This window comes from Pseudarthrobacter lactosi (genome assembly GCF_055412785.1).
This window is the reverse complement of sequence record NZ_JBVAYS010000003.1, coordinates 529,136-553,748: the sequence shown is the minus strand read 5'-3', so window position 1 is coordinate 553,748 and position 24,613 is coordinate 529,136. Positions and strand designations below refer to the sequence as shown.

Sequence of the window (24,613 nt, the reverse complement as noted above, 5' to 3'; positions counted from 1 at the left end):
TCTTAGCCCCGTCCCTGCTTGGCGTACGGGTTCAGAAGGGCTTCCTTCATCTCCGGGGAGGCGCCTTCTTCGGTGGCGGTGAAGCCTTCGGCCGGGGGGAAGGATTCGGTCATGGAGTGCGGCATGGCGCCGTTCTTGTAGAAGTTGTTCGAGCCCAGGGACGGCTTCCAGGTGTTCGCTTCCCAGTCCGGGACGTAGTTGCGGTAGCCGCCGGAGTTGAGCTCCACGCGCAGGCCGGACGGTTCGCGGAAGTACAGGAAGTTCTGCTCGCCCACGCCGTGGATGGAGGGGCCGTATTCCATGGCGGTGCCGTTTTCCATCATGACGTCCGCGGTGCGGAGCAGGTCCTCGGTTGCGTCCACCCAGAAGGCGATGTGGTTGACCCGGCCGGCACGGCTGGAGGTGTCCAGGACCACGCCGAGGTCGTGGGACTTTTCGTTGGTGGTCAGCACCGAGAAGACCGTGATGGGTGCTTCGTCCAGGTCCACGAAGGCCATGACGCGGAAGCCCAAGGCCTCGTTGTACCACTTGGCGAAACCGCGGACATCAGAGGATGCCACGGTGACGTGGTCCAGGAATCGGGGTGCGGCGGCGTGGCTGCTGCGGCGCTCGGGCCGGTCCGGGTAGGTGGATTCGAAACCGGGTTCTGCCACGAACTTCTCCACATCGAAGAACAGCCGCATGTGGTGGCCGTAGGGTCCGGTGAACTCGTAAGCCTTGCCATAGCCGTGGCCACCGGCGGTCCAGTTGCCCTGGACGCCGGTTGCTTCGACGCGCTGGGCCACCGTTTCGAGGGCAGCCTGGGAGTTGGTCCGCCACGCCATCCGGCCCAAGGATGCTTCCGGCCCTTCGGTGATGACCAGGCTGTAGCGGTAGTAATCGCCCCAGCAGCGCAGGTAGACGTTTCCATCCGCCCGGTCGACGATGCGCATGCCGAACTTTTCCTCATAGAAACGGGCGGATGCTTCGACGTCGGGGGTGGTGATCTCGAGGTGCGCGAGATGGGAGAGGGGAGTTTCCACGTTGAATTCCTTCTGAGTTCTGGCTGCTTCTGGGCGCTGCAGGTCTTGGAACTACTCTGAAGGAGTTTAGGTATTCGAGGAAGACGAACTTCTTGATATCAGCTATTCGTCTGGCTGATAGCTTGCGTGGGTCGTGGCCGCGGTCGCCTGCTAGGAATTGGTGGCCTTGCGGCGCCGCCGTTCTGTGCGGCGGAGTTGCAGGATGCGCGCGCCGCCCGCAATCGCGACGAGGATGCCGCCTCCCACGGCGGCGATGAAGAACGCCACGCCCTGGGCAAGCCGGCCCTCCCAGCCAAGGAACTTGACCGCCACCATGTCCTGGTTCTGGATGAAGAAGATGATGAGCAGCACCAGCACCGCGAGGCTGACCGCCACGGCACTCCAAATGACTGCGGCCCGCGTGACACGAGGGGAAGCAGTCTTACTCGCAGGCGCAGATTTACTCACAGGCGGCGGGGCAGGCTCGGGCTCGCTCCGCTGAACCGTGGGCTGGGAATCTGGTGTGGGCGGTATAGCGGCGGGTGGCAACGGTTCTTCTGAGCTCATACGGTCATTGTCTCTCTGCGCTGGATATTTTGGCGGGATGCGGTGGGGATCCGGACGTTTGTCGCCTAATAAAAGGGCAGCCGAGACACGGAAACCCGCCCACCCGCCTGGAACTGAATGCAGTTCCGGACGGATGGGCGGGTTACAAGGCGGTGCAGCGCGAACCGTAGAAGCTACTCCTTACCAAGCCCCGCAGCCGACGTCTTCTGCCCGGTGACCTCGTTGAGGGCCGTCAGGTCAAAGATGCCGTTGATGTCAGCCTGCTTCGTGGTGCCGGCTTCCACCCCGTCCTTGAGCAGCTTGGGGTAGGTTCCGGCGAGCGGATCCACGGTGAAAACGATGTTCTTCAGGGACCGCTCGATCACGTCGGCCTTGAGTTCGGCACCGGCTGCTTCCTTGAGGGCGGCGTTGATGACGTTGGCCTTCTCGTCTGCAGCAGCGCTGTTCAGCCAGTCAACGGACTTGGCGTGGCCCTTGAGCAGCGCCTTCACGGTGTCCGGATTTGCGGCGGCGAACTTCTTGTTGACGATCAGGATGGTGGTGGGGAACTCGCCGGCCTTGCCGGAGAGTGAGCCGTCCCAGAGGTCCTTTTCGTCGACGAGGACCTTGGCGCCGGCGGTCAGCACCAGGCGGGAGGCCCAGGGCTCAGGCAGCCACGCGCCGTCGAGCTTTCCGTCCTGGAAAAGTTTCAGCGTCTGGGCGTTTTCCGTGGGGTTGATGGCGACGTCGCCGCTGCCGTCCACATTGGTTTTGTAGCCCTGGGTGGCGAGCCAGGCGCGGAGCGCCACGTCCTGCGTGCCACCTAGCTGCGGCGAGGCGAGAGTCTTGCCTTTGAGGTCCGGGGCGGAGTTGATTTCCGGCTTGACCACCAGCTGCGCGCCACCTGCGGCCGCACCGGCGATGATGTTGATGGACTCCCCGCCGCTCTTGACGAACGAATTGATGGCCGGGTTCGGGCCGATGTAGGTGGCGTCGATGGCGCCGGCGTTCAGGGCCTCGATCGCGGCGGGCCCGGCGTTGAAGACCTGCGTGCTGAGCTTCGTATCGCCCAGCTCCTTGGCGATGTAGCCCTGGCTGACACCGACCAAGGCCGGTGCGTGCGTCACGTTGCCGAAATAGCCGAGCTTGAGCTCTGCCGCCGGGTTGCCGGCAGGAGCGGCGGAAGACGCCGCGGAGGTGGCAGCGTTGTTGCCGGAGACCGCCGATGCCACGGCCACGCCGCCGCCCACCAGGGCCAGAATGCCGGCCACGATGCCGATCTTCAGGCCGAGCGGACGCTTCGGAGCGGAAGTCTGGCCGGCCACGATGCGGGTGGCCGCCGGCTGGTTTTGCGGAGTGTTATCCGGGGGAGTGGTCACGGTGTTTCCTTTGCTTGCGGATGTTGCGATGCGATTGCGGAGATGTTGATGATGAGATTACGGACGGCCTCCACCGCTCACAACGGCGCCGGACACGGACGTTCACGGAACGACGCGAAGGCTCAACAGAACGTAGTGCGGCGTCAAAAAACGTCGCGGGGAGACGCCAGCGGGCCAGTCGCCCGCGACAAAGCGGCACGGCCCCGGATGTCCCATGCCCACGTAGACTGGCAGGATGCGGCTGGTAGCAAGTGATATTGACGGAACGATTCTTGGGCACGACGGAAAGATCAGCGACCGCACCGTCCGGGCCTTCCACGCCTGCCGGGACGCCGGCATCGAGCTCGTTTTTGTCACCGGCCGCCCGCCGCGCTGGCTCCACCCGCTGGAGGAGCAGCTGGGCCACACCGGCACCGTTATCTGTTCCAACGGCGCCGTGGTGTGGGACCTCGAAGCGGACCGGCTGGTGTCCGCCCGGACGCTGGGCACTGACGCGGTGCTGGAACTGCGGCGGATCATCAAAGACCTTCGCCCGGCCGCGCTCTTCGCCGCGGAAACGCTGACCGGATTCCATCTGGAGCCCGGTTTCATTGAGAACGGTTCCAGCGAACTGCTGGCCGAATTTACCCCCGCGCCGCTGGCCGAAACGCTCGCCGCGGACGACGCCGTCGTGAAGTTCCTGGCGATTGTCAGGGATGGCACCGCGGACGACTTCCTGGCGGCCGTGCGGCCCGCCGTCGCCCATCTCGCCTCCGCCACGCACTCCGCACCGACCGTGGCGATGCTGGAACTGTCCCTCCCCGGGGTCAACAAAGCCGTCACTCTGGCCGAATACGCAAAAGCCCTGTCCATTGACGCGGCCGACGTCGTGGCGTTCGGCGATATGCCCAACGACGTTGAGATGCTGCGCTGGGCGGGCCACGGATACGCCATGGCGAGCGGCCATCCGGACGCCATCAGCGCCGCCGGGCAGCAGGCGCCCCACTTTGACGACGACGGCGTGGCCCAGATTCTCGAGGCCAGGCTCGCGGCGCTGGGGGTAGAGCTGTTCTGACCGCTGCTCTGTAGCCGGAATTCACAGCTTCCGCTCACCTTCCGTTCACGTTTGCCGCCTACCGTGGGCTGTGGATACACATCCGCGGCTAAAGGGGAAGTCATGGCAAGGAACGGCAACCAACGCGCGGCAGAAGCGCCGCTGCCCCCGGCAGAGCCGGCGGCGCACTGGAAGGCACTGAAGGAGGGCGACCGCGTGCGCGTCCGCCTCAGCCCCGGGTACGAAACCGGCGGGTTCGTGGACGCGATCACCTGGGACCACACTGCCGTGTGGGTGGACCTCGACAATGGGCATGGCCGCACGCTGCTGCACTGCAGTGACGGCGTGGAGATTGTGCCGCAGGAAGTCTAGCCCGCCGGCTCCGGTACGCTCACAAGCGTGACTCAGCCGTTTTTTGATGCCTCCGGCGGCGCTGCCCGTCCCTCGCGTCCCATCGCCATGGCCCACCGCGGATTCTCCCGGGAGGGGTTGGAGAACTCGATGGCCGCGTTCCGGGCGGCCGTCGAACTTGGCTATGAGTACATCGAGACGGATGTACACACCACCTCCGACGGCGTGCTGCTGCTCTTCCACGACGAAACCCTGGAGCGGGTCACTGACGGCCGCGGCCGGATTTCCGAGCTGACCGCCGCCGAGGTTTCCTCCGCGCGGATCGGCGGGCGCGAACCCGTGCCGCTGTTCGATGAACTGCTGGCGGCCTTCCCGGCTGCCCGGCTGAACCTGGACGTCAAAGACTGGAACTCCGTGCAAAGCCTGGCCGCCGGCATCGAACGGCACGGCGCGCATGACCGGGTCCTCGTGGCCAGTTTTTCAGACCGCCGACGCCGGGCGGTCCTGAAGTTGCTAAGCCGTCCGGTGGCGTCGTCGGCAGGGATGGTGACGAATGCGCTGGTTGTCCTGCTGGGCGCGGTGCTTCCGGCCCCGTGGCTGCGCTTTGTGCTGCGGGGTCCGTTAAGAGACGTCCAGGCGCTGCAGGTTCCGGTCCGGTACGGGGCGATCCGCGTGGTGACGCCGGCCTATGTCCGGCGGGCGCACGAGCTGGGACTGATGGTCCATGTATGGACCATCAACCACCCCGCCGAGATGCACCGCTTGCTTGACCTGGGCGTGGACGGAATCGTGACCGACCGCGCGGATCTGCTCAAGCAGGTCCTGCACGAACGCGGCGAGTGGCCCGGCAGCTGACCCGGTTTCCCAGGACTGCTCAATTCCGCCCCTAGTCAAAGCGCCGGCTGCCCCTGTGAATTCTGCTTCCACTTATTAACGAACCGGCTGAGTGGCTCGGAGCCTGCCGGAACAATTCCTTGGCGGATTTATCAGCATGCTTACAATTGATTGATAACCCCGGGTGGATCCCCGGATATTCACGGAAAGGAACAGTCGCAATGAGCAGCTACCATCCGGAAAATGATCCCGCGAACCCTGATCAGCCAGGAACTGATGAGCCAGAATCAGACCGGTCCCGGAAAGAGCCTCATACGTCAGGAAAAGACCCAGCAGCGTCAGCCAATCCTGACCCCGATGAAGGAAACATCACCGGACTTGAGCCGGGCGGGGGCGTACCTCCGGGCGAAACGCCGCCCGCAGAGGATCAGATGAGCGGGGACCAGGGCCACAGCGAATAGCACGCCGTCATACCGTGGAGTCGATCAGGGAGGCGGCGCCGTTCAGTGCAGTTCGGAGCCGCCCGGACCGTGGGTGCCGTGATCGGCTGCGGCAGCGAGGTGACGCAGCCCCTCGGGGTCGAGCGGCGTATTCCACGCCGCCCAATCCTTCGGCCGCACTGAGGGCCTGCCCAACAGGTAACCCTGGCCGGCGCTGATACCCAACTCCGTGAGGACCCTCAGTTCCTCGGTGGTTTCAACCCCTTCGGCCACCAAAACACTCCCGATCTGCTCCGCAAAGTCCACCAGGCACGCGGCCAGGGCGTGCTGGGAGGAATCCGTGTCCACACCGCTGATCACGTTCCTGCCCAGCTTGATGAAGTCAGGCCGAAGGTGGAGCATCCGGCTCAGGGCGCCCGCGCTGGGGTGCGAATCGTCGATTGCAATACGCAGTCCGCGTTCCCGGAGCGGCATAATGGCGGAAATGAAATGCGAGTATTCCTCGTCCGGAATTTCGTCCGTCAATTCGAGCACAATGCGGTCTATTGGCAGTTCGATGTGGTCAAACAATTCGGGCAGCCGGGGATCCAGGCATGACGTGGGGGAGATGTTCAGGGAGACGTAGAGGTGCACGGGCAGTTTCGCGGCAGCGGCGGCAGCGGATGCGAGGGCCGAGAATTCAAGGTTGGCGCCCAAGCCAACGGCGGCCGCCTCCGCGAACCAAAGTTCCGCACTTGCGCCGTCATCGCTGACAAAGCGCGATAGCGCCTCTACCCCCACAACACCTTTGGATTCGAGGCCGTAGATGGGCTGGAACGCGGTCATCAGCATCTGGTTTTCCAGTAGCGCGCCGATCCGCGACAGGCTGCGCAGGGAGTCCAGCTGCTCGGCCAACATTGGCGGCATGGCGCTGGGAGGCTGTGGGAAGCGGGCAATATCTGGAGTGTCGGCGGCAGCGCTGTCCTGCTGCCGGCGCTCCAGAAGATACTCCAGCAGGGCCCGCTCCGGCATGCCGGGGTTTTCCCCCAAGCGGTCGCTAAGGCGCTGACGTATTGCCGCTCCGGCAGGATCGGAATCCGCCAAAACCGCAGCAATAACTCCCCAAGCTTGTACCCGAACCGTCATTAGCAACGCCCCCAGTTGACGAAGTAATGGCTCCTTGGCCCCTTTATTTTCAAATTTCCAGTTGCCTTCGGAATGCGTTACTTCTGATTAATGCCGATCTTCCTGGCCTCGAAGAATCGGATACCGCAACTTGATCGTATATCGGGTTGATCCAAAAGCGCAGCCCTTAATCGATCAACCTCTTATTACTTTCGGATGAAGTTTCGGCCAGCAGCGCAGGAATCTGTTCGGGCGGGATGGGTTTACTGAAGAAATAGCCCTGTGCGCTGAGGCACCCGAGGTTCCTGAGGTGCTCGGCCTGCTCCGCTGTTTCCACGCCTTCCCACACGGCTTCGAGCCCGCAGGCGCGCACCAGCTGCAGGACTGCAGCCACCAGTGCCGGCTGGCTGGGGTCCGTGCCCAGGCCCTCAATCAGGGACCGGTCAACCTTCACCCGGTCCACTGGGAGCCGGCGCAGGTAGCTGATGGAGGAATAGCCGGTGCCGAAGTCGTCGATCTCGATTCCGACCCCGAGTCCGCGCAGCCCGCCCAGGGAATACCGGTCCAGCTCGTTGCCCCTGACGATGGCCGCTTCCGTCAGCTCCAGGACAACCTGCTCGGGACGGACACCTGTCTGTTTAAGCACGGCGCGGACGTCCTCGATGAACTGCAGGCTCTGCAGATCCGTGGCGGAGATGTTGATCCGGACAGAAAACCGGCTGTCCACCAGGTCTGCATCAATCCAGCGGCGTAGCTGACTGACGGCCGTGCCGAGCACCCACAGGCCCAGTTCGGAGATCAGCCCGGCCTCTTCTGCCAGCGGAATGAACTCATCGGGCATGATGCGGCCGCGGGTGGGGTGGTCCCAGCGGATCAGGGCTTCCACCCCTTCGATGCGCCCCGTGCCCAGTTCAACCACGGGCTGGTAGTGCAGCACCAGGCCGTCGCCCTTGATGGCGGCCCGGAGGTCCTCCAGCAGTTGGCTGCGGAGCCTGCGGATGAGCAGGAGCCCAGGTTCGAAGACGTGGAGCCGGTTCTGGCCCTCGGCTTTGGAGGCGTACATGGCCACATCGGCCTCCATCAGCAGGTCCTCGGCCCTCCGCCCGGCCGCCCCGACGCTGAGTCCTACGCTCGCCCCGCAGCGGACGGTCCGGTCCGGCAGGTCGATGGGTTCCTTGATTGCTGCCAGGATGCGCTGGCCTACGACGGCGGCCTGGTCCGGGCCCGTGGCTGGCATAACGATGGCAAACTCGTCCCCGCCCAACCGGGCAACCACGTCGCCGGTCCGGACAGCGCTGCGGATGCGTAGCGCCACGGTGATCAGCACCTGATCGCCGGCAATATGGCCGAGGGTGTCGTTGATGGACTTGAAGGCATCAAGGTCAAGGAGGAGGATGGCGGGCTGGCTGAGGGCGTCGCCGTCGTGGTCCTGGGCGGATTTCAGCGCAGTCAGGAGGGCCGAGCGGTTGGCGAGGCCGGTGAGGGGGTCCTGCATGGCCATCATCTGCATTTCGCGGTGGGCTTCGTGCAGCAGCTGTGTGCGGACCTCGACGCGCTGTTCAAGCTCTTCATAGATGATCTGCAGGTCCTCGGCGAGGAGGTTGGTGCCCATGATGATGGCGTCGAGCTCGTCCCGCGCCGGCGATACTTCTATCCGTGACTGGAGGTCCCCGGAGGCGAGCCGGACGATGCCATCGAGCAACTGGGAGAGCCTGGGGTCATCGTCAGCGAACATCTGGTGCCTCCTTTCCGGGGTCAGGTTTCCTGGGACCCACGGGCTCCAAGGGGGAGGTTCACGGTGACAGTGGTGCCAACACCCAGCTCCGAGGTTACGTCAATGCGGCCGCCGTGGCGCTGGACGATGTCCTGCGTGATGGCGAGCCCAAGGCCGGTGCCTGGAACCGCCCCGGACATCGCGTTCGAGGCGCGGTAAAAGCGGGTGAAAATGTGGGCTATCTCGTCGCCGGAGATCCCCATCCCGGTGTCCGAGACGCTGACAGTCGCCCAGCGGGTGCCGTCTACATCTGCCCGTGTCTGGCTGATCACGTCGATCTGTCCGCCGCCGGGAGTGAACTTGATGGCATTGGAGACCAGGTTTGTGAAAACCTGCTGCAGCTGCACTTCATCTGCCAGGATTTCCGCGTCATCTGAGGCGAGTGCCACCACAATAGCGACGTTCTGCACCTTCGCGAGCGGCCTCAGCGCAGCGGTGACGATCTCGAGTGTTCGCGCCAGCCGGACGGGGGTCAGGTGCAGCGGACTTTGCTCATGCCCGTTGCGGGAGACGCTCAGCATGTCTTCGATCAGCAGCCGCAGCCGTTCGGTGTTCCTGACCACGATGTCCAGCATCTGATGGACCTCGCTGGACACCGGATCGGACGTATTCTCCTGGATCATGTCCAAGTACGCCATGATCGATGTCAGCGGCGTGCGGAGCTCATGGTTGACGGTGGCCAGGAAGTCGGTTTTGGCTTTGTCCAGCTGCTGGAGCTGCTTGACCACCTGCTGCTGACTGGTGATCAGGTGGCTTTGGATCAAGCCGTGGGCGGTGTTGCCGGCCACGTGCTGGATCAGTGCAAGCTCAGCCCGTGACCACTCCCGGGGCGAGTCCAGCAGTGCGATCCAGATAATTCCCAGCGACGAGCTGCCGTCCCCCATCGGGACGGCCACGGATGCGGCGGCGCGCAGTTTCGCGAGTTCGGCCGGCAGCCGGACGTCGCCGGTGCCCAGCGGCGCAGAAGCTCCGTCCGCCGTCAGTGCCTCAGCCCGCGACCACAAGACGTCAGCTGTCCTGCGCACCGGGTCTTCGTCCGTAAACAATCCTTCGGGCAGCGGAGCCAGGCCGCGCCGTTGCCATTGGGCGGTAATGGGTGGCACGCGGTCGTCGTCGAACGTGGTCAGCCAGACCCGGTCAGCGCCGAACGTCTCCCCGAACCCCCTGACCACAAAGTCGGCGATCTGTTGAGGATGGTTGGTTCCGCGGACCGCGGCAGAGACCTGCCGCAGCCGTTCTCGTAGCGTCTCCGCTTCCTGCCGCGCTTCATTCCGGCGGGAGACCAGGTTGATCAGGGCCGTGGCGCGGTGGACGAGTTCCTTGGCCGCAGGCGGTTTGGCGATGCTGTCCCGTACGCCGGCGTGCTCCACGGCCTTGACTTCGGCCGGGCTGTCGAGATCAACGAGGACCAACACGGGGGCCGTCGCGTCGACGTCTGAGAGCGAACTGTCCAGGACCAGGACGGAGGGCTCGCGCTGGTCCAGAAGGGCCGACAGGCTGGTGGCGTTGTCCACAGCGCTGACCGTGAAGCCCGCCGTTTCCAGTGCCGCGGCGGTGAATTCCCGGCGTCCGGCGTCGGGGTCCGCAACCACAGCCAGGTACGGCACGGTTGCGACATGTGGTGTGTCCGCTGGCAACCTGTCCCCTTCGCTCCTGTGTGAGCACCCGTTTGCTCCTGACTGAGTACATTGTAGGGTGACGGAGCACACCTGTTCCTATAACAAACCACGGAGGGTCATCGTGACGAGTCAGCCTGCAGAAGCAGCCAAGGCGGACCTGACGCTGGATGAGCAGGGTGTTATCCAGCTGAAGTGGCCGCGGGGTGTGTCCATCGCGGAATCCGACGCCGAGGTTGCCATGCAGAACGTGAACGACCTGTGCGGGGCCAGCAGCTATCCCATGTTGGTGGATATGGCCACCACGGCCCAGGTCAGCCGGGGAGCCCGGGCAGTTTTTGGCCGCCCCTGCCAGGCCTCCCGCATTGCACTGCTGGGTGCGTCGCCGGTTGATAAAGTACTGGCCAACTTCATCCTGGGCATCAACAAACTGCCCTGCCCCACGCGGTTCTTTACGTCCCGCGACGAAGCCATGGCATGGCTGCTGAAAGGGGCCACGGCCACAGCCTGAAGGGAACCGCCCGGCGAAACCGCCGCAAGGACTTTGGGCCCTATATTTGTACGATGCCATCCCCAGCGAAACAGATGCTCTCCGCCGTGCGGAAGTACCTGATCTTGCCCAAACTGATCAGGCTGTCCTGGTCTGCGCCCAAGAACAGGATCGTGGCCTGGGACAGGTATTGGGCCGGAATCGCGAGCACGGGAGCCCGGAGTGATGTTTTATGGGATTCCGGCACGGACAATGAGCTGCTGGGCTACCAGGACGTCCTGCGGCGGCATTTTGATCCCAGCCTTCCCGTGGTGGACGTAGGGTGCGGGCACGGCGCGTTCAGCCGCGCACTGACGGCGTTTTCACCACAGGTCCTCGGCGTCGACGTGTCCGCGCACGCAGTGGCCCGCGCCCGCGATGAATCCGCCGGCGTTGCAGGTGTCAGCTACTTGGTGCGTGACATGACCGTGCCAGGAGCCGGCGCCGATCTGGTGGGATCTACAGATGCCAACGTCTTTGTCCGCGGCGTGCTGCACGTCCTGGCCCCGGCCGATCAGGCCGCGCTGATGGAAAATCTGAGGCAGCTGGTGGGCCACCGCGGCACAGTCTTCCTGGCGGAGACCAATTTCCAGGGCAACCCGGTGGAGTACGTGGCCCATCTGGGTGCATCACTGCGAAGCATCCCGGCCCCATTGGAGCTGGCCATCCGGAAACTGCCCATGCCGGGCCACTTCGGGCCGGTGGAGCTCGCCCGCGTAATGCCGAAGGACCGGTGGACGCTGGTGGAGGACGGGGCCGCCACGATCGAGACAAACCCGCTGATGGACGCTGCGGGGAACAGCCACGTGCCGGGCTACTTTGCAGTGCTCACGCCCAAGGATCTCGACGCCGGCCGGTAAGGGATGTCCCAAGCTGTCCGCATTACGGATTGGGCAAGCGCTTTCCCGCGCCCGGCTGGCATGATGGACGGCATGCGCATTCTCATTGCTCCGGATAAGTTCAAGGGCTCGCTCACAGCCGCGGAGGCCGCCGCCGCCATCGCCGAAGGTGTGCTGCGCGTCTACCCGGACGCCGTCGCCAATCAGTTTCCGATCGCCGACGGCGGTGAAGGAACACTGGAGGCTGCCGTTTCGGCCGGCTATGAGGAGCGACTCAACGCCGTTGTGGGTCCCATCCTCGCCCCTGTGGGCGCCGCCTGGGCCATCCGGAAGAACGCCGACGGCGGTGCTACCGCCGTCATTGAAACAGCGCAGGCCTCCGGCCTGGCTGAGATGGAACCCACCCCCGCCAACGCCTTGCGGGCCCACAGTTACGGCTGCGGACAGCTGATCGCGGCGGCCCTCGACGCGGGCGCCACCGAGATTGTGCTGGGCCTGGGCGGCTCGGCCATGACCGACGGCGGCAGCGGCGCCCTGCGTGCGCTGGGCCTGAAACCGCTGGACTCCGCTGGCAACGTTGTTCCGCTGGGCGGCGGATCACTCGCCGACGTTGCGGCTCTCGACACCACCGGACTGGACCCGCGCCTGTCGGCTGCCACGTTCAGGATCGCCGTGGACGTCCAGAACCCGCTCTATGGCGCAACCGGCGCAGCCCACGTCTTCGGCGCCCAGAAGGGTGCCGACGACGAGGCAACGGAACAGCTCGACGCCGGACTCCGCAACTGGGCGTCCGTGCTGCGCGAGGCCACTGGCCGGGACGTCAACGTCCCGGGCGCCGGGGCGGCAGGAGGCTTCCCGGCGTCGTTCCTTGCCTTCACCAACGCCAGGCTGGAAGGCGGGTTCGCGCTCGTCGCAGGGCTCACCGGCCTCGCAGGCCAGCTGGAGGACGCGGACCTGGTGATCACCGGTGAAGGTTCCATGGACTCGCAGTCGCTGACCGGTAAAGCTCCCATCGCGCTCGCCGACGCAGCCCGGGAACGTGGGATCCCGGTGATTGTGGTGGCGGGGCGGATCCTGGTAACGCCGGAGGACTTGGCCGAACATGGCGTAGTAGCCGCCGCGCAACTGCTGGATGTTGCGGCCAGTCCGGAGGACGCCGTCGCCAACGCCGCCAAATACCTGGCCTGGGCTACCAGCCAGGTTCTGGAAGGCGCCTGACGCCAGCTGACTAGGCCCCGGTTTCGTAGTGCGGTTCGGCTACCGGCTTGGACTCCGGTGAGCCCTTTTCGCGCAGGTAGACGGAGGCACCCACCAGGACCGCCACGGCGAGGAATTCGCTTTGCCAGTTCTGGAAGGACTCGAACCAGAACCGGCTGGTGGCCAGATACCCCAGCGCCGTGACGGTGGGCTGGCCGTGGCTCTGTTGTTCGTCGTTGTATGCCGAGGCTCCGCCGGCCGCGTGCAGGCTGAAGGAGGCCACAAACAGCAGCAGCAGGAGGATGGACAGGGAGTGTGCATACAGCTTCAACACCAGGCCGCCGCGCTTGACGGGCCACGGCGTGGCGTCCTTGATGATGGCATCGCGCGGGTCCTGGTCCTGCGGGGCAGTTTTGCCCATGGGCTTGGATTCGGAGGACCCCTTCTGGAAAAGGAAGACGGTCAGGATCACATACATGGCCATCTGGAGGAACTCGGATTCCCAGTTTTCAAATGTGGCCTCGACGAAATCGCCCGTGGAGAGGTACTCCAGCACGGTGACGCCCGGCTGCCCGTGGGCCAACTGGTCCTCGCTGTAGGCGGCCGCGCCGGAGAGGATCATTCCACCATAAAATGCCAGGAACAGTCCGGCGTTAGCGAGCAGGAGTCCGTGTTCCTTGGCCCACGTGCGCATGTGCACTCCTTCGGGTGATCCTGTTTCGGCGGGGCGGCGGCCGGGCCGGGTGGGTAGCTATCGATCCGCAGCGCGCCTGTTGAGCCGCAGCGGGACGTAGATCAGCAAGATCAGGAGGACCGCCAGCAGGATTCCGCCGGCCGTGAGGCCTGCTGTGCGGCCGGCCGTCACGTCAAAGACCAAGGCGGCTGTCCCGACACTAAGCATCCCCACACCGGCCAGGGCGATCTTGGTGATGGTGTCCGCGCTGGAGACCAAGGTTTCCTTGAGCCGTTGGCGGAAGAGGCGGCGGTGGACGCTGACGGGAAGCAGGATAAAGGCGGTGGTCAGCGTCGCGATCACCACGTTGACAAGGTAGAGGCCCACCTGGAAACCGTCCAGGTCCCCGAACCGCTGCTGGAACGGCAGGGTCAGGAGAAAACCGGCCAGGATCTGGACCCCCGTCTGCAGCACCCTGAGCTCCTGCAGCAACTCGGCCCAGTTCCGGTCAAGCTGCTCCTCCCGGGTTTCGTTCCGTCCGGTGCTGCCGGTGAAGTCCTCCACATCCGACATGATCCTCCTCGCTCCGGGCCTGGGCCTGTGCTCCAAAACTAGGCTTAACTTGCGCCGAGGGCAACGTTTGATAAGTTTACTGATTATTCCCTCCGCGCGGTGGACTTGCTCCGCCGCGCGGGATAGTTTCGAAGAGCCGCTGCAGGCGGGAGCCCTTCGAAAACCGATCCAATGAAGAGGTGGACTATGAGCGATACGCAGAAACGGACAGGCCCGCCCACGGACCCCCGGGACGGCTATTACTCCGGGCCCTTTCCGAAGCAGGAACAGAAGCAGCCCGGGCTCACTGCGCCCATGGATCCGAAGCCGGACCATGGCGAGCTCAGTTACGAAGGTCACGGCGCGCTAAAGGGTAAGGCCGCGCTCATCACGGGCGGCGACTCCGGAATCGGCAAGGCGGCGGCCATCGCGTTTGCCCGCGAGGGGGCCGACGTCGCAATTTCCTATCTTCCGGAAGAAGAGGAAGATGCCCAGGACAGCGCCGACTGGATCCGCAAAGCGGGCCAGCGCGCGCTGCTTCTGGCCGGGGACGGCCGGGAGGAGGCCTTCAGCACCCGGATCGTGGCAGACGCCGCAGCCGAATTCGGCGGTCTGGATGTGGTGGTCCTCAACGCCGCCTACCAGAAGAACCGCGAGAGTTTCGAGTCCCTGCCTACCGAGGAATTCGACCGCGTCTTCAAGACCAATCTCTATTCCTTGATCTGGACGGCCAGGGCCGCGGTTCCGCACCTCAAGGCTGGCTCCTCGATCATTACGACGGCTTCCATCCAGGCCTTTAATCCTTCTCCGGGGTTGATTGACTACGCCATGACCAAGGCGGCGCAGGTTGCGTTCACCAAGGCGCTTGCCCAAGAACTGGGACCCAAAGGAATCCGTGTCAACGCGGTGGCTCCCGGCCCCATCTGGACCCCACTGATCCCGGCCACGGAATGGCCGGACAAGCTGCCCGCCTTCGGGCAGGACACGCCGTTGCAGCGTGCCGGTCAGCCGGCGGAGCTCGCCGCGGCCTATGTGCTGCTGGCGTCGGACCAGGGATCTTACATTTCCGGAGCAGTGCTGCCGGTGACCGGAGGCAAGGGCCTGTAACGAAGTCTGCACGTCAAAGTCACATCCACAAGGTAGATTCACATCCACAACAGGAGGAACCATGAGTCAGGACAACCAGCACGCGGAACCGGCCGAAGAAGCGGGCGGCTACGGCACGCCGACAGCGGAACAGGAGATCGGCGGTGCGGAGACCAACGCTCCCGGTTTTGAGCCGGGCGAACCGCCCATCCCGCGCGACGCCGACGTGCCCTCCGCCGAGGCCGAGATCAACGACGCCAACGCCGATTCGCAGGGCTCCGAACCCTTCTCGTCGGAATCGGGACAGGATGCGGCCGGCCTGCCGGACGGCAGCGGAACCGACCTCCCCAAGGACAAATCACCGAACGACGACGACGAGGAAAGTTTCGACGCCGGGTAAGCACTTTCTGTGCCAGGACTGCGGTTTTTGTGTGGCTAGGCGCAGCGCTTGGAGCGGCCACCGGACGTATCCTAGAAATAGGTTTTGCAGTGGGCCACGCGTTTCGAACCTAGGCGTGGAACATGGCCGCGGAGACACCGGGGGAGCCAGGCTGGGAATCGCTTCCCGACCCCCAGGATTTGGTGTTCGAGAGCACCGATGTTGAAGACTTCCTTGCTGCTGTCACCCTCGAGTTCATGCGCGACATCGGTGGCGATTCCCGCGGTATCAGCTGGGCTGTCACCTTCTTCCGGCCCGGCGCGGTCCGGACGGCCGCCGCCGGGACCGCCGCAGCCCGCGCCGCGGACGAAGAGCAGTGCTCGTTTGCGGACGGACCCGTGCTGGAAGCCCTGCGCGCGGGTGACTTTGTGCATCTGGCCGACGTCGCCCGCGACCGGCGGTGGCCAGGCTATGCCAGTGCTGCCGCGGACCACGGCGTCAGGTCGCTGCTGGCCATGCCGATTGTGGCCGCTGCCGGATGGAGTGCGGCACTGAGCCTCTACGCGTCCACTCCCCATGCCTTCACCAGCGAGGACATCATCAGGACGCGCCAGTATGCGCGGCAGGTGGCCCGGTCACTGCGGATGGTGGTGCGTGTGGCCGAGCGGGCGGAAGCCGGCGCGCAAATGGCAGTAGCCCAAAGCTCAATGATGCTGATGGACCTGGCCGTGAGCACCCTAAAATCCGACTACGGGCTCGGCCATGAGGCAGCCCTGCAGTATCTCCGGACCGTCGCACGGCACACGCGCCAGGGGCTCCGCGAAACAGCCCTGAATATTGTTGCCGGCTCGCGCCCAGCCCCCGCCGGGCGCGGCCAGGAAAATGCCGCCTTCAAAGGAGTAGCTGACGTTGAAACGCCCGCACTCCACCGGGGACCCTACAAAACAGGGAGCACGGCATGAACGTCTGGAAGCAGGACTTTGCAGCCAAGAACGCCTCCGGGGAACCCGAGCCGCACCCGTGGCACCGGCTGGTTGCGTTGGGCGACTCCTTCACCGAGGGCATCGGTGACCCCGAGCCACGCAGCGAAGGTGGTTTGCGCGGCTGGGCAGACCGTGTGGCCGAGGAGCTCGGTGCGAACCAGCCCGATTTCGCCTATGCCAACCTGGCCGTCCGGGGCCTGATGGTGCGGCAGATCCTCGACCAGCAGCTCGCGCCGGCGCTGGCCCTGAAGCCCGACCTGGTCACGCTCTCCGCAGGCGGCAACGATATCGTTTTCCGCCGCAGCGATCCTGACCGGCTTGCAGAAAAGATCGACGACGGTGTGGAGCAACTGGCCCGGTCCGGCGCCACGGTGGTCCTCTTTGCCGGGCCGGACTGGGGTGCCACGCCGGTCTTCAGCCAGATCCGCGGGAAGGTTGCCATCTTCAACGAGAACCTCCATGCGGTGGCCGCCCGCCACGACGCCGTCATGGTTGACCTGTGGTTCCTGCGCGAACTGTCGAACGCGGGCATGTGGGATCCGGACCGGCTGCACTTCTCACCGCTGGGCCACCACACCATCGCCGCGGCCGTGCTGAAGGCCCTGGGTGTCGCCCACACGTTGGAGCCGTTTGAGCCCAAGCCGCCGCTGCCCCACAGCTGGAAGGAGGCCAGGACCGAGGACCTCATCTGGGCACGGGAATATCTCGTTCCATGGGTGATCCGGCAGCTGAGGCACCCGCCGGAAGCCGAGCTGACCGCCAAGCGTCCCCAGCCACGGCCGGTTTTCGGTATCGGAAGCCCGCCCGGACCATATATCGGCGGCGGTCACGCGGCCTGACGCCTCAGCCTGGCCCACCAGTCTGCGGCGTCAGTTGCGGACGGGTCAGCGCTTTTTCGGCGCGCGTTTCGCAGCTGCGTTGACGGCTGCCTTGGCGGCGGGAGGCAGGCCCGCCTGCTCCGTTTCCGGTTCAGCCACCGAGCCGCGGGCCTTCGCGATGGCTTTCATGCCGTGGTAAATCACCAGGGCAGCGGCTGAGCCGAGGGCGATGCCGGTGAACGTCAGGTCCCCGATAGTCCAGGTGTAATCCGCAATGCCGATGATCAGCGCGACGGCGGCGGTGGTCAGGTTTACAGGGTTGGAGAAGTTCACCTTGTTCTGCACCCAGATCTTCACGCCCAGGATGCCGATCATGCCGTACAGCATGGTGGCGGCGCCGCCCAGCACGCCCGGCGGGACCGTGGCAATCAGTTCGCCGAATTTCGGCGAGAAGCTCAGCACAATGGCGAACACGCCGGCAACCCAGTACGCCGCCGTCGAATACACCTTGGTGGCCGCCATAACACCGATGTTCTCCGCGTACGTGGTAGTGCCGGAACCGCCGCCGAAGCCGGCGAGGACGGTAGCGGCACCGTCGGCCATCAGCGCGCGGCCGGAGACGCCGTCGAGGTTCTGGCCGGTCATGGCCGCCACGGACTTCACGTGCCCGATGTTCTCGGCCACCAGGACCAGCACCACGGGGACAAAGAGGCCCAGCACGCCCACATGGAACTCGGGGGTCTGGAAGTGCGGCAGGCCGATCCAGGCAGCGGCGTCCATTTTTTCGTAGCTGACTTCGCCGCGCAGCATGGCGACGAGGTAGCCCACCACCACGCCCACCAGGATGCTGAGCCGGCCGATGATCCCGCGGAACAGGACGCTGACCAGGATGATGGTGGCCAGCGTGATGACGGCGGTGACGGGGGCAGCGTCGAAGTTCATCTTCGCCGCTGGGGCGAGGTTCAGGCCGATCAGCGCCACGATGGCGCCGGTGACGATCGGCGGCATCAGCCGGTTGATCCAGCCCGCGCCGAACTTCTGCACGATCGCGCCGATCAGGGCCAGGGCGACGCCGGCGAGCACCACCCCGCCCAGCGCGCCGGGTACGCCGAACTGCTGCTGGGACGCCATGATGGGCGCGATGAACGCGAAGCTGGAGCCGAGGTAGCTGGGCACGCGTCCCTTGGTGATGACCAGAAACAGCAGCGTGCCGATGCCGGAGAAGAAGAGGGTGGTGGCCGGCGGCATGCCGGTGATGATGGGCACCAGGAAGGTGGCTCCGAACATGGCCACCACGTGCTGCATGCCCACGCCGATGGTCAGTGGCCAGGCCAGCCGCTCATCCGGTGCAACCACGTGGCCGGGCTTAATCGATTTGCCGTTGCCGTGGAGCTTCCATTTCATTCCGAGCATGCTCATCGTCGGGGCCTTTCAAGGGGTTGCCGCGGGGGCTGGGATCTTCCGGTGCAACAATACCGCGCGGCCCGGTCCGGGTTCAGCAGGTGCTGTCGAGTGCCTTCCGCGCGATCCGCAAAACTTCCCAGGCCAGCTCGTTACTGGGTGCGTAGGGTGTGAGGTTCATCTGGGCAGGAGGATAGGCGAGGTTGATGGTTACTTGGCGCCGGGCGTCGGGGGTAGTCAGGGCCATCGTTCCGTATCCTGCAGTGTCCCCGCCGTGTCCGTAGTAGAAGCCGCCCTCGCAGGCGTCGCCCCACCGGTCGAGGCCAAGCCCGTAACCCTCAGGCGCCAGCAGCATCTCCTTGACAGTGGCAGGCTTCAGGAGCCGCCCTTCCATCAGGGCAGCGTAGAACGTGTTCAGGTCACCGACAGTTGCAACCAAGCCGGCCGCGGTGTTGCCGATATACCCATCCACGTACCCCGCGTCCAGCGGAACGCCGTCGATGGTGATGTAGCCATGGACCATGTTTGCGGGTGCCGGGCCGGCCACGGGCAGGTGGGTGCCGGTCAGCGTAAGGGGTTTGATGATGTCGGCCTGCAGGACCTGGGCGATGGGCCGGCCTCGCAGGCGCTCCACCATGAGGCCAAGTGTGACGTAGTTCGAGTTGGAGTACAGCATGCGGTCGCCGGGCGTCAGCACCCACGGCAGGGTTGCTGCCAGGGCGAAAACTTCTTCCGCCGTCATCGAATGCGTTAGCACCTGCTGCAGTGTCCGCGACTCCATCAGCGCGTCATCGTAGCTCGGCATTCCGCTCGTATGCCGCAGGAGGTGCTCCACCGTGACAGGGCCCGGCGGCTTCATCAGCGTGTCGAATTCCGGAAGGTGCCGTCCCACCGGGTCCTGGAGCTGGATGACGCCTTCCTCCATCAGCTTCAGGACCGAAACGGCCACCATGGATTTGGTGACACTGGCGACGTGGACCAGGTCGGTGACCTCGGCCGGCGTCGACGTTTCAAGGCTGCGGACCCCGTCTGCCGACGAAAACGTCTCGCCGTTGATCCGCGCCTCGATCAGGACTGCCGGGGCTCCGAGGTCCAGCATCCTTTTACTGAATTCCGCCAGGATGGTCCGGTATGTCACGGGCGCTCGGGTGACCTGCACGGGCGCCGGCGGCGCCGCTGTGCAGCCCGTCAGCATGACTGCCACGATGGCAGCCAAAACGGCGGAGAACCGGACCGGTGATGGGCGCTTCCGAGGCTCCGACATGTCATCACGTCCCTGCTGGGGTCGGGCGGCGCGGCGAGCACGATCGGGCAGACTGCGCCTTTACCGCATATGTTCCTCAGGCTCGCCGGACGGGTCAAGCGGAAATCCCGCCCCGAAGTGGCGAACGTCACGTGCGCGCTGGGAAGAAGTCGGGCGTGCTTGAAGTTACAACTATGGAAAGCAGACCGCCGGCCCATCATTTACGATGAGCGGGCCCAGCGAAAGGTACGCCATGACTATTGCCCACGAAGAAGCGGTTATCGATTCGGCCGCCGTCGACGCCATTTTTGCCGAGGCCCGCACGGCCAACTCCTTCACCGGCGAGGTGACCGAGGACCAGGCCCGCGCCATTTACGAACTCACCAAGTTCGGCCCCACAGCTTTCAATTCCCAGCCCCTCCGCGTGACCTACGTCCGCTCGGACGAAGCCCGCGCCACCCTCGTTGACACCCTGGCCAACGGCAACAAGGCCAAGACCGCCTCCGCGCCGCTGGTTGCCGTCCTCAGCTATGACACCGCCTGGGCCGAGCAGTGGGACAACTTCCTCCCCGAATACAACGCTCCCAAGGCCATGTACGACGCCGCCCCGGACCTCGCCGCGTCCACAGGCAACAACAACGCCCACCTGCAGGCCGGCTACTTCATCCTGGCTGTCCGGTCCCTCGGCCTCGCCGCGGGCCCGATGACCGGAGCCGACTTCGGCGCCATCGACGCCGCGTTCTTCCCGGCCGGCGACCAGAAGAGCTTCCTGGTGGTCAACATCGGCCAGGCCGGCGCAGACGCGTGGGGCGCAGCAAAGCCCAAGTTCAGCTACGAGGACGTCGTACGCACCGTCTAACGCTCTCTCACTTAAAGCGGCTTTAACACTGACGCTCTCTCACTTTCCTGAAGAAAGTGAGAGAGCGTCAGTCATTTAAGCGCATCTAGTGAGAGAGCGTTGGTGTTTTCGTGCGCAGGTTAGGCGATGACGCCGTCCACCAGTGCCTTGGCTTCCGCCTGAACCTGCTTGAGGTGCTCCTCGCCCTTGAAGGACTCGGCGTAGATCTTGTAGACGTCCTCGGTCCCGGACGGGCGCGCGGCGAACCAAGCGTTCTCCGTGACCACCTTGAGCCCCCCGATGGCCGCACCGTTGCCGGGCGCCTCGGTCAGCTTGGCGGTGATGGTTTCGCCGGCCAGTTCCGTTGCGGTGACGTCCGACGGCGAGAGCTTGCCAAGTGCCGCCTTCTGCTCCCGCGTTGCTGCTGCATCAATGCGCGCGTAGACGGGGGCGCCGAACTGGTCGGTCAGGCCCTTGTAGAGCTGGGACGGGGACTTGCCGGTGACCGCGGTGATCTCCGAGGCCAGCAGCGCAAGCAGGATACCGTCCTTGTCAGTGGTCCAGACGCTGCCGTCCAGCTTGTTAAAGGAGGCGCCGGCCGATTCCTCGCCGCCGAATGCGCCCTCGCCGGACAGCAGGCCCGGCACAAACCATTTGAAGCCCACAGGGACCTCAACCAGTTTCCGGCCCAGGCTTTCGGCCACGCGGTCGATGATCGAGGACGAGACCAGGGTCTTGCCTACCACCGAGTTGGGGTTCCAGCCGCTGCGGTTGCGGTAGAGGTAATCGATGGCGACGGCGAGGTAGTGGTTCGGGTTCATCAGGCCACCCACCCCATCAACAACGGGTGTCACGATCCCGTGCCGGTCGGCGTCGGCGTCGTTGCCGGTGGCGATGTCGAACGCGGCTGAACTGCCGCCCTCGGACATCCTGTTGATCAGGGAGGCCATGGCGAACGGTGAGGAGCAGTCCATCCGGATCTTTTCGTCCCAGTCCAGGGTCATGAAGGCCCACTGCGGATCAACGGTGGGGTTCACTACGGTCAGGTCCAGGTGGTGGCGCTCGCCGATCTCGCCCCAGTAATCCACCGCGGCACCGCCCATGGGGTCGGCGCCGATGCGGACGCCGGCTTCGCGGATGGCGTCCAGGTTCAGGACGGACGGGAGGTCGTCAACGTAGCTGCTGAGGAAGTCGAACTTGCCGGTGCTGTCCGCCGCCAGGGCGTCAGCCACGGCAATGCGCTTCACGCCCCGCAGGTCGTTTTCCAGGAGTTCGTTGGCTCGATTGGCGATCCAGCCGGTGGCGTCGGAATCGGCCGGGCCGCCGTGCGGAGGGTTGTATTTGAAGCCGCCGTCTCCGGGCGGGTTGTGGCTGGGTGTGACCACAATGCCGTCCGCCTCCGGGGTGCCGGGCTGGCGGTTGTTGTTGTAGGTGAGGATAGCGTGGCTCAGCGCCGGTGTGGGGGTGTAGCCGTGCCGCGCGTCGATCAGCACGTGCACGCCGTTGGCGGCGAGAACTTCCAGTGCGGAGTTCTGTGCCGGCTCGCTGAGGGCGTGTGTGTCCTTCGCCAGGAAAAGCGGGCCGGTGATGCCCTGCCCGGCGCGGTACTCCACGATTGCCTGGGTGATCGCGACGATGTGTTTTTCGTTGAACGACGCCTTCAGGCTCGAGCCGCGGTGCCCGGAAGTACCGAACGCCACGCGCTGGCCGGGATCACTCAGATCCGGCGTGATGTCGTAATACGCGTCGAGGAGCGCAGTGATGTCAACAAGGTCCTGGGGTTGGGCAATTGTGCCCGCGCGGCTAGCCATGGCACCAGCATGCCAGACGTGGCGGGGAGTCAAAACGCCGGGTCCATAATTCGGCCCCTATGACGCGGAAAGTCCCCTCCGGGCCTTCGGCGGCAGGTAGTTAAAGCGAGTACCGGCCCCCAAAGTACCTATATACCGGCTCCCTGCGCCGCTGCTACGTTCGGAAAACTGAGGAAAGAACGCCCGACGGCGGGGAGCGCCGCCGTCGGGCACTGCAGTTGCGTCGGGCACTGCAGTAAGCCGGTACGCAGCGATCAGGGGGCAGGCCATGGGTGCAGGGGACGGCGCGGCGGAGCAGGCGAGGCTGGCTGCAGAACGCGTGCAGCGGCTGAAACGCCAACTCGATCAGGCTGAACGTGCCACGAAGTCGTGGGACGCCGGCGCCGTGGGCGAGCGGCTCGTGGCGGACAGCCTGAGCGGGCTCATTCCGCACGGCTGGTACCTTCTGAACGATGTCCACTGGCCCGGGCGGCCCAAAGCCAACCTTGACCATGTGCTGGTGGGTCCCGGCGGAGTGGTGGTGGTGGACGCCAAGAACTGGACCGGGGAAGTCCGGGTCTCCGCCGGTGTCCTGTGGCAGGGCCGTTTTGCCAGGACGCAGTCCGTGGACGGCGCATTGGCGCAGTGCGCCGCCGTCGCGTCCGTGCTGGCACCGCCCCACCGGCGGTTCGTCCGGCCGCTGATCTGCCTCGCCGGGCAGCCGGACGTCTTCGGCATCACCAATTCCGACGTCGCCGTGGCAGGCGCCGGTCGCGTTGTTGCCGCCGTCCTGGCGCTGCCCCCGGTGCTCGACCAGCAGACGGTGGTGGGCCTGTATGCGCAACTCGGCGAGCAGCTCACGCAGGAATCTGCGGAAAGTCCTGCGGTGAACTCGCTGACTGTGAAGCGGCCGACCGTGAAGCCGCTGACAGACGAGCCGGCGGCCGGACAGCTAGCGGTGGCGGGGCCGCCGCGGTCCGGGCAAAGAGGGCGGCGCCGGCAACTCTCCCACGGCACCGGCCCCGGGGTGCGTCGTGGGGCGGGCGGCGTCGGATCCGTTCGAGCTGGGAAGTCGAGGGCACAGCACCACGCCGCAGCTGGGTTGACCCGGTTGATGTTCCTGGCTGCTTTTGTGGTCTTTGCTGTTTACGTGCTGCCGTATTGGGTGCGGTAGGACTGGAATGAGGGATACGGTAGGCCTGTATTGCAGGCGGCGGTAGGCTGGGAATCGAAGACTTCGAATGGGGAAAAAAATGACTGACCAGCCAACTCCGCGCCCTGATTCGCAAGGGTCCGCCGCCTACGGACCAGGCGATTCGCCGACAGGCTACGAGCCGCCGCAGTTAGTGCCGCCGCAGGGCCCCAGCATTCCGGCGCCGCCTTTGTATGACCAGAATCAGTACGGCACAGGCCAGTACAGCCAGCCTGGTGCGTACAGCCAGCCGGGCGATCAGTACGGCGCGGCATATACGCAGCCGCCAAGCCCTTACGGCCAGGGCGCCAGCCCCTACGGCCAGCCGGCGTATGGCCAACCCGCCTACGGCCAGCCCGCCTACTACGGCATGCCGGCGCAGCAGCCCAAGGGCCTGAGCATCGCCAGCATGGTGCTCGGCATTTCGTCGGTCCTTCTTGGCTGGTTTATGATTCCGCAGATCGCCGCAATCATCACCGGCCATCTGGCCCTCCGCCGCGAACCGACGGGCAAGGGCATGTCCATCACGGGGCTGGTCCTGGGCTACCTTTGCCTGCTCGGGTACGGAGCGTTCTGGCTGCTCCTCATCATCGGGCTGATGTCGTACGGCACCACCTACGGGTACTGACCCCCGCTCGGGTACTGACACCCGGTCGAAACTGGATTCGGATTGCGGGGCAGGTTGGCCCGCCGCGGACTTCCAGGCAGCGGAAAGGCCCCCGTCAGGGGGCCTTTCTTCAGGCGGGCCTGAACAACAAATTCAGACTCTCGCGCGTCTGCGCTCAGCGGCCGGTTCCTGGGCTTCGTCGGCCTTCCGGCGACGCGGGAAGGCCCAGAAGCTGAAGTCCTGGGCCGTGTAATGCGGCTCCGGACGGTCCGGCGGTGTCTCCTGGCGCGCTTCGGGTTTCCGGTCGGTTTCCTTCTTGGTACGCCAACCGAACTCCTCCATCGATGAATAGCACATCACAGACCTCCTCTTAGCGACTGCCCCTTAATCGTCCTCCGAATCGGCCCC

The 24,613-nt window shown here is 65.2% G+C and carries 26 protein-coding genes; 14 read left to right on the top strand and 12 right to left on the bottom strand.

Annotated elements, in window-relative coordinates; translation table 11 throughout:
- Positions 1-2: 2 nt before the first annotated feature.
- The 3 genes from ACZY0Q_RS16135 to ACZY0Q_RS16125 all read right to left on the bottom strand — a co-directional run bounded on the left by ACZY0Q_RS16135 (position 3) and on the right by ACZY0Q_RS16125 (position 2,926).
- Positions 3-1,022, bottom strand: a complete 1,020-nt coding sequence (locus ACZY0Q_RS16135; protein ID WP_463918354.1) for a VOC family protein — start codon at positions 1,020-1,022, stop codon at positions 3-5.
- 150 nt (positions 1,023-1,172) lie between these two features.
- Entirely contained in the window at positions 1,173-1,397 is a 225-nt protein-coding gene (locus tag ACZY0Q_RS16130; RefSeq protein ID WP_463918352.1) for a lipopolysaccharide assembly protein LapA domain-containing protein, read from the bottom strand.
- Between the two features lie 344 nt (positions 1,398-1,741).
- On the bottom strand, positions 1,742-2,926 hold the full coding sequence (locus ACZY0Q_RS16125; protein WP_463918351.1) for an ABC transporter substrate-binding protein: 1,185 nt from the start codon (positions 2,924-2,926) through the stop codon (positions 1,742-1,744).
- A 235-nt stretch (positions 2,927-3,161) separates the two neighbouring features.
- Between ACZY0Q_RS16125 and ACZY0Q_RS16120 the strand changes: the two genes are divergently transcribed.
- From ACZY0Q_RS16120 to ACZY0Q_RS16105, 4 genes are all read left to right on the top strand, one after another.
- Positions 3,162-3,980, top strand: a complete 819-nt coding sequence (locus ACZY0Q_RS16120) for an HAD family hydrolase (RefSeq protein WP_463918350.1) — start codon at positions 3,162-3,164, stop codon at positions 3,978-3,980.
- Between the two features lie 102 nt (positions 3,981-4,082).
- The gene (locus ACZY0Q_RS16115; RefSeq protein ID WP_463918349.1) at positions 4,083-4,331 is read left to right on the top strand and encodes a hypothetical protein; all 249 of its coding nucleotides are present in this window, start codon (positions 4,083-4,085) and stop codon (positions 4,329-4,331) included.
- 27 nt (positions 4,332-4,358) lie between these two features.
- The gene (locus ACZY0Q_RS16110) at positions 4,359-5,165 is read left to right on the top strand and encodes a glycerophosphodiester phosphodiesterase (protein ID WP_463918348.1); all 807 of its coding nucleotides are present in this window, start codon (positions 4,359-4,361) and stop codon (positions 5,163-5,165) included.
- Positions 5,166-5,365: 200 nt separating this feature from the next.
- The gene (locus ACZY0Q_RS16105) at positions 5,366-5,605 is read left to right on the top strand and encodes a DUF6480 family protein (protein WP_463918347.1); all 240 of its coding nucleotides are present in this window, start codon (positions 5,366-5,368) and stop codon (positions 5,603-5,605) included.
- Between the two features lie 42 nt (positions 5,606-5,647).
- On the opposite strand, the gene ACZY0Q_RS16100 is transcribed toward ACZY0Q_RS16105, so the two are convergent.
- The 3 genes from ACZY0Q_RS16100 to ACZY0Q_RS16090 all read right to left on the bottom strand — a co-directional run bounded on the left by ACZY0Q_RS16100 (position 5,648) and on the right by ACZY0Q_RS16090 (position 10,099).
- Positions 5,648-6,595, bottom strand: coding sequence for an EAL domain-containing protein (locus ACZY0Q_RS16100; RefSeq protein WP_463918346.1), 948 nt, complete (start codon positions 6,593-6,595; stop codon positions 5,648-5,650).
- Positions 6,596-6,875: 280 nt separating this feature from the next.
- Positions 6,876-8,423, bottom strand: a complete 1,548-nt coding sequence (locus ACZY0Q_RS16095; protein ID WP_463918344.1) for a putative bifunctional diguanylate cyclase/phosphodiesterase — start codon at positions 8,421-8,423, stop codon at positions 6,876-6,878.
- 20 nt (positions 8,424-8,443) lie between these two features.
- Complete coding sequence (locus ACZY0Q_RS16090; RefSeq protein WP_463918343.1) at positions 8,444-10,099, bottom strand: sensor histidine kinase; 1,656 nt, start codon at positions 10,097-10,099, stop codon at positions 8,444-8,446.
- A gap of 103 nt (positions 10,100-10,202) precedes the next feature.
- On the opposite strand from ACZY0Q_RS16090, the gene ACZY0Q_RS16085 reads away from it, so the two are divergent.
- The 3 genes from ACZY0Q_RS16085 to ACZY0Q_RS16075 all read left to right on the top strand — a co-directional run bounded on the left by ACZY0Q_RS16085 (position 10,203) and on the right by ACZY0Q_RS16075 (position 12,664).
- Positions 10,203-10,589: a DUF7793 family protein gene (locus tag ACZY0Q_RS16085; RefSeq protein ID WP_463918341.1), complete on the top strand. Its 387-nt coding sequence runs from the start codon at positions 10,203-10,205 to the stop codon at positions 10,587-10,589.
- 53 nt (positions 10,590-10,642) lie between these two features.
- Positions 10,643-11,467, top strand: a complete 825-nt coding sequence (locus ACZY0Q_RS16080) for a class I SAM-dependent methyltransferase (RefSeq protein WP_463918340.1) — start codon at positions 10,643-10,645, stop codon at positions 11,465-11,467.
- A 72-nt stretch (positions 11,468-11,539) separates the two neighbouring features.
- Entirely contained in the window at positions 11,540-12,664 is a 1,125-nt protein-coding gene (locus ACZY0Q_RS16075) for a glycerate kinase (RefSeq protein WP_463918338.1), read from the top strand.
- A gap of 10 nt (positions 12,665-12,674) precedes the next feature.
- Here the strand turns inward: ACZY0Q_RS16075 and ACZY0Q_RS16070 are convergent, their stop codons facing one another.
- Positions 12,675-13,337 (bottom strand): DUF6766 family protein, encoded by a 663-nt coding sequence (locus ACZY0Q_RS16070; protein WP_463918336.1) that lies wholly within the window; start codon positions 13,335-13,337, stop codon positions 12,675-12,677.
- A 57-nt stretch (positions 13,338-13,394) separates the two neighbouring features.
- Positions 13,395-13,889: a DUF6328 family protein gene (locus ACZY0Q_RS16065; protein WP_463918335.1), complete on the bottom strand. Its 495-nt coding sequence runs from the start codon at positions 13,887-13,889 to the stop codon at positions 13,395-13,397.
- A 186-nt stretch (positions 13,890-14,075) separates the two neighbouring features.
- Here ACZY0Q_RS16065 and ACZY0Q_RS16060 point away from each other — a divergent pair, with 186 nt between their 5' ends.
- The 4 genes from ACZY0Q_RS16060 (at position 14,076) to ACZY0Q_RS16045 (ending at position 17,155) form a co-directional block, all read left to right on the top strand.
- Complete coding sequence (locus tag ACZY0Q_RS16060) at positions 14,076-14,975, top strand: SDR family oxidoreductase (protein WP_463918334.1); 900 nt, start codon at positions 14,076-14,078, stop codon at positions 14,973-14,975.
- A gap of 61 nt (positions 14,976-15,036) precedes the next feature.
- Complete coding sequence (locus tag ACZY0Q_RS16055; protein WP_463918333.1) at positions 15,037-15,354, top strand: hypothetical protein; 318 nt, start codon at positions 15,037-15,039, stop codon at positions 15,352-15,354.
- 122 nt (positions 15,355-15,476) lie between these two features.
- A complete protein-coding gene (locus ACZY0Q_RS16050) occupies positions 15,477-16,295 on the top strand; it encodes a GAF domain-containing protein (RefSeq protein ID WP_463918331.1) in 819 nt (272 codons plus the stop codon).
- Positions 16,292-17,155: an SGNH/GDSL hydrolase family protein gene (locus ACZY0Q_RS16045; protein WP_463918329.1), complete on the top strand. Its 864-nt coding sequence runs from the start codon at positions 16,292-16,294 to the stop codon at positions 17,153-17,155. Before ACZY0Q_RS16050 ends, ACZY0Q_RS16045 begins: the two co-directional genes overlap by 4 nt.
- Positions 17,156-17,200: 45 nt before the next feature.
- On the opposite strand, the gene ACZY0Q_RS16040 is transcribed toward ACZY0Q_RS16045, so the two are convergent.
- Positions 17,201-18,553 (bottom strand): uracil-xanthine permease family protein, encoded by a 1,353-nt coding sequence (locus ACZY0Q_RS16040; protein WP_463918327.1) that lies wholly within the window; start codon positions 18,551-18,553, stop codon positions 17,201-17,203.
- Positions 18,554-18,629: 76 nt separating this feature from the next.
- Positions 18,630-19,799 (bottom strand): serine hydrolase domain-containing protein, encoded by a 1,170-nt coding sequence (locus tag ACZY0Q_RS16035; RefSeq protein WP_463918325.1) that lies wholly within the window; start codon positions 19,797-19,799, stop codon positions 18,630-18,632.
- A gap of 232 nt (positions 19,800-20,031) precedes the next feature.
- Here ACZY0Q_RS16035 and ACZY0Q_RS16030 point away from each other — a divergent pair, with 232 nt between their 5' ends.
- Entirely contained in the window at positions 20,032-20,637 is a 606-nt protein-coding gene (locus tag ACZY0Q_RS16030; protein ID WP_463918324.1) for a malonic semialdehyde reductase, read from the top strand.
- Between the two features lie 119 nt (positions 20,638-20,756).
- Here the strand turns inward: ACZY0Q_RS16030 and pgm are convergent, their stop codons facing one another.
- Positions 20,757-22,427: a phosphoglucomutase (alpha-D-glucose-1,6-bisphosphate-dependent) gene (gene pgm / locus ACZY0Q_RS16025; RefSeq protein WP_463918322.1), complete on the bottom strand. Its 1,671-nt coding sequence runs from the start codon at positions 22,425-22,427 to the stop codon at positions 20,757-20,759.
- A gap of 268 nt (positions 22,428-22,695) precedes the next feature.
- On the opposite strand from pgm, the gene ACZY0Q_RS16020 reads away from it, so the two are divergent.
- Together ACZY0Q_RS16020 and ACZY0Q_RS16015 are read left to right on the top strand one after the other, a co-directional pair.
- Positions 22,696-23,580: a nuclease-related domain-containing protein gene (locus ACZY0Q_RS16020; protein WP_463918321.1), complete on the top strand. Its 885-nt coding sequence runs from the start codon at positions 22,696-22,698 to the stop codon at positions 23,578-23,580.
- Between the two features lie 79 nt (positions 23,581-23,659).
- Entirely contained in the window at positions 23,660-24,226 is a 567-nt protein-coding gene (locus tag ACZY0Q_RS16015; RefSeq protein WP_463918320.1) for a DUF4190 domain-containing protein, read from the top strand.
- A gap of 132 nt (positions 24,227-24,358) precedes the next feature.
- Here the strand turns inward: ACZY0Q_RS16015 and ACZY0Q_RS16010 are convergent, their stop codons facing one another.
- On the bottom strand, positions 24,359-24,562 hold the full coding sequence (locus ACZY0Q_RS16010; protein WP_463918319.1) for a hypothetical protein: 204 nt from the start codon (positions 24,560-24,562) through the stop codon (positions 24,359-24,361).
- Positions 24,563-24,613: the final 51 nt, after the last annotated feature.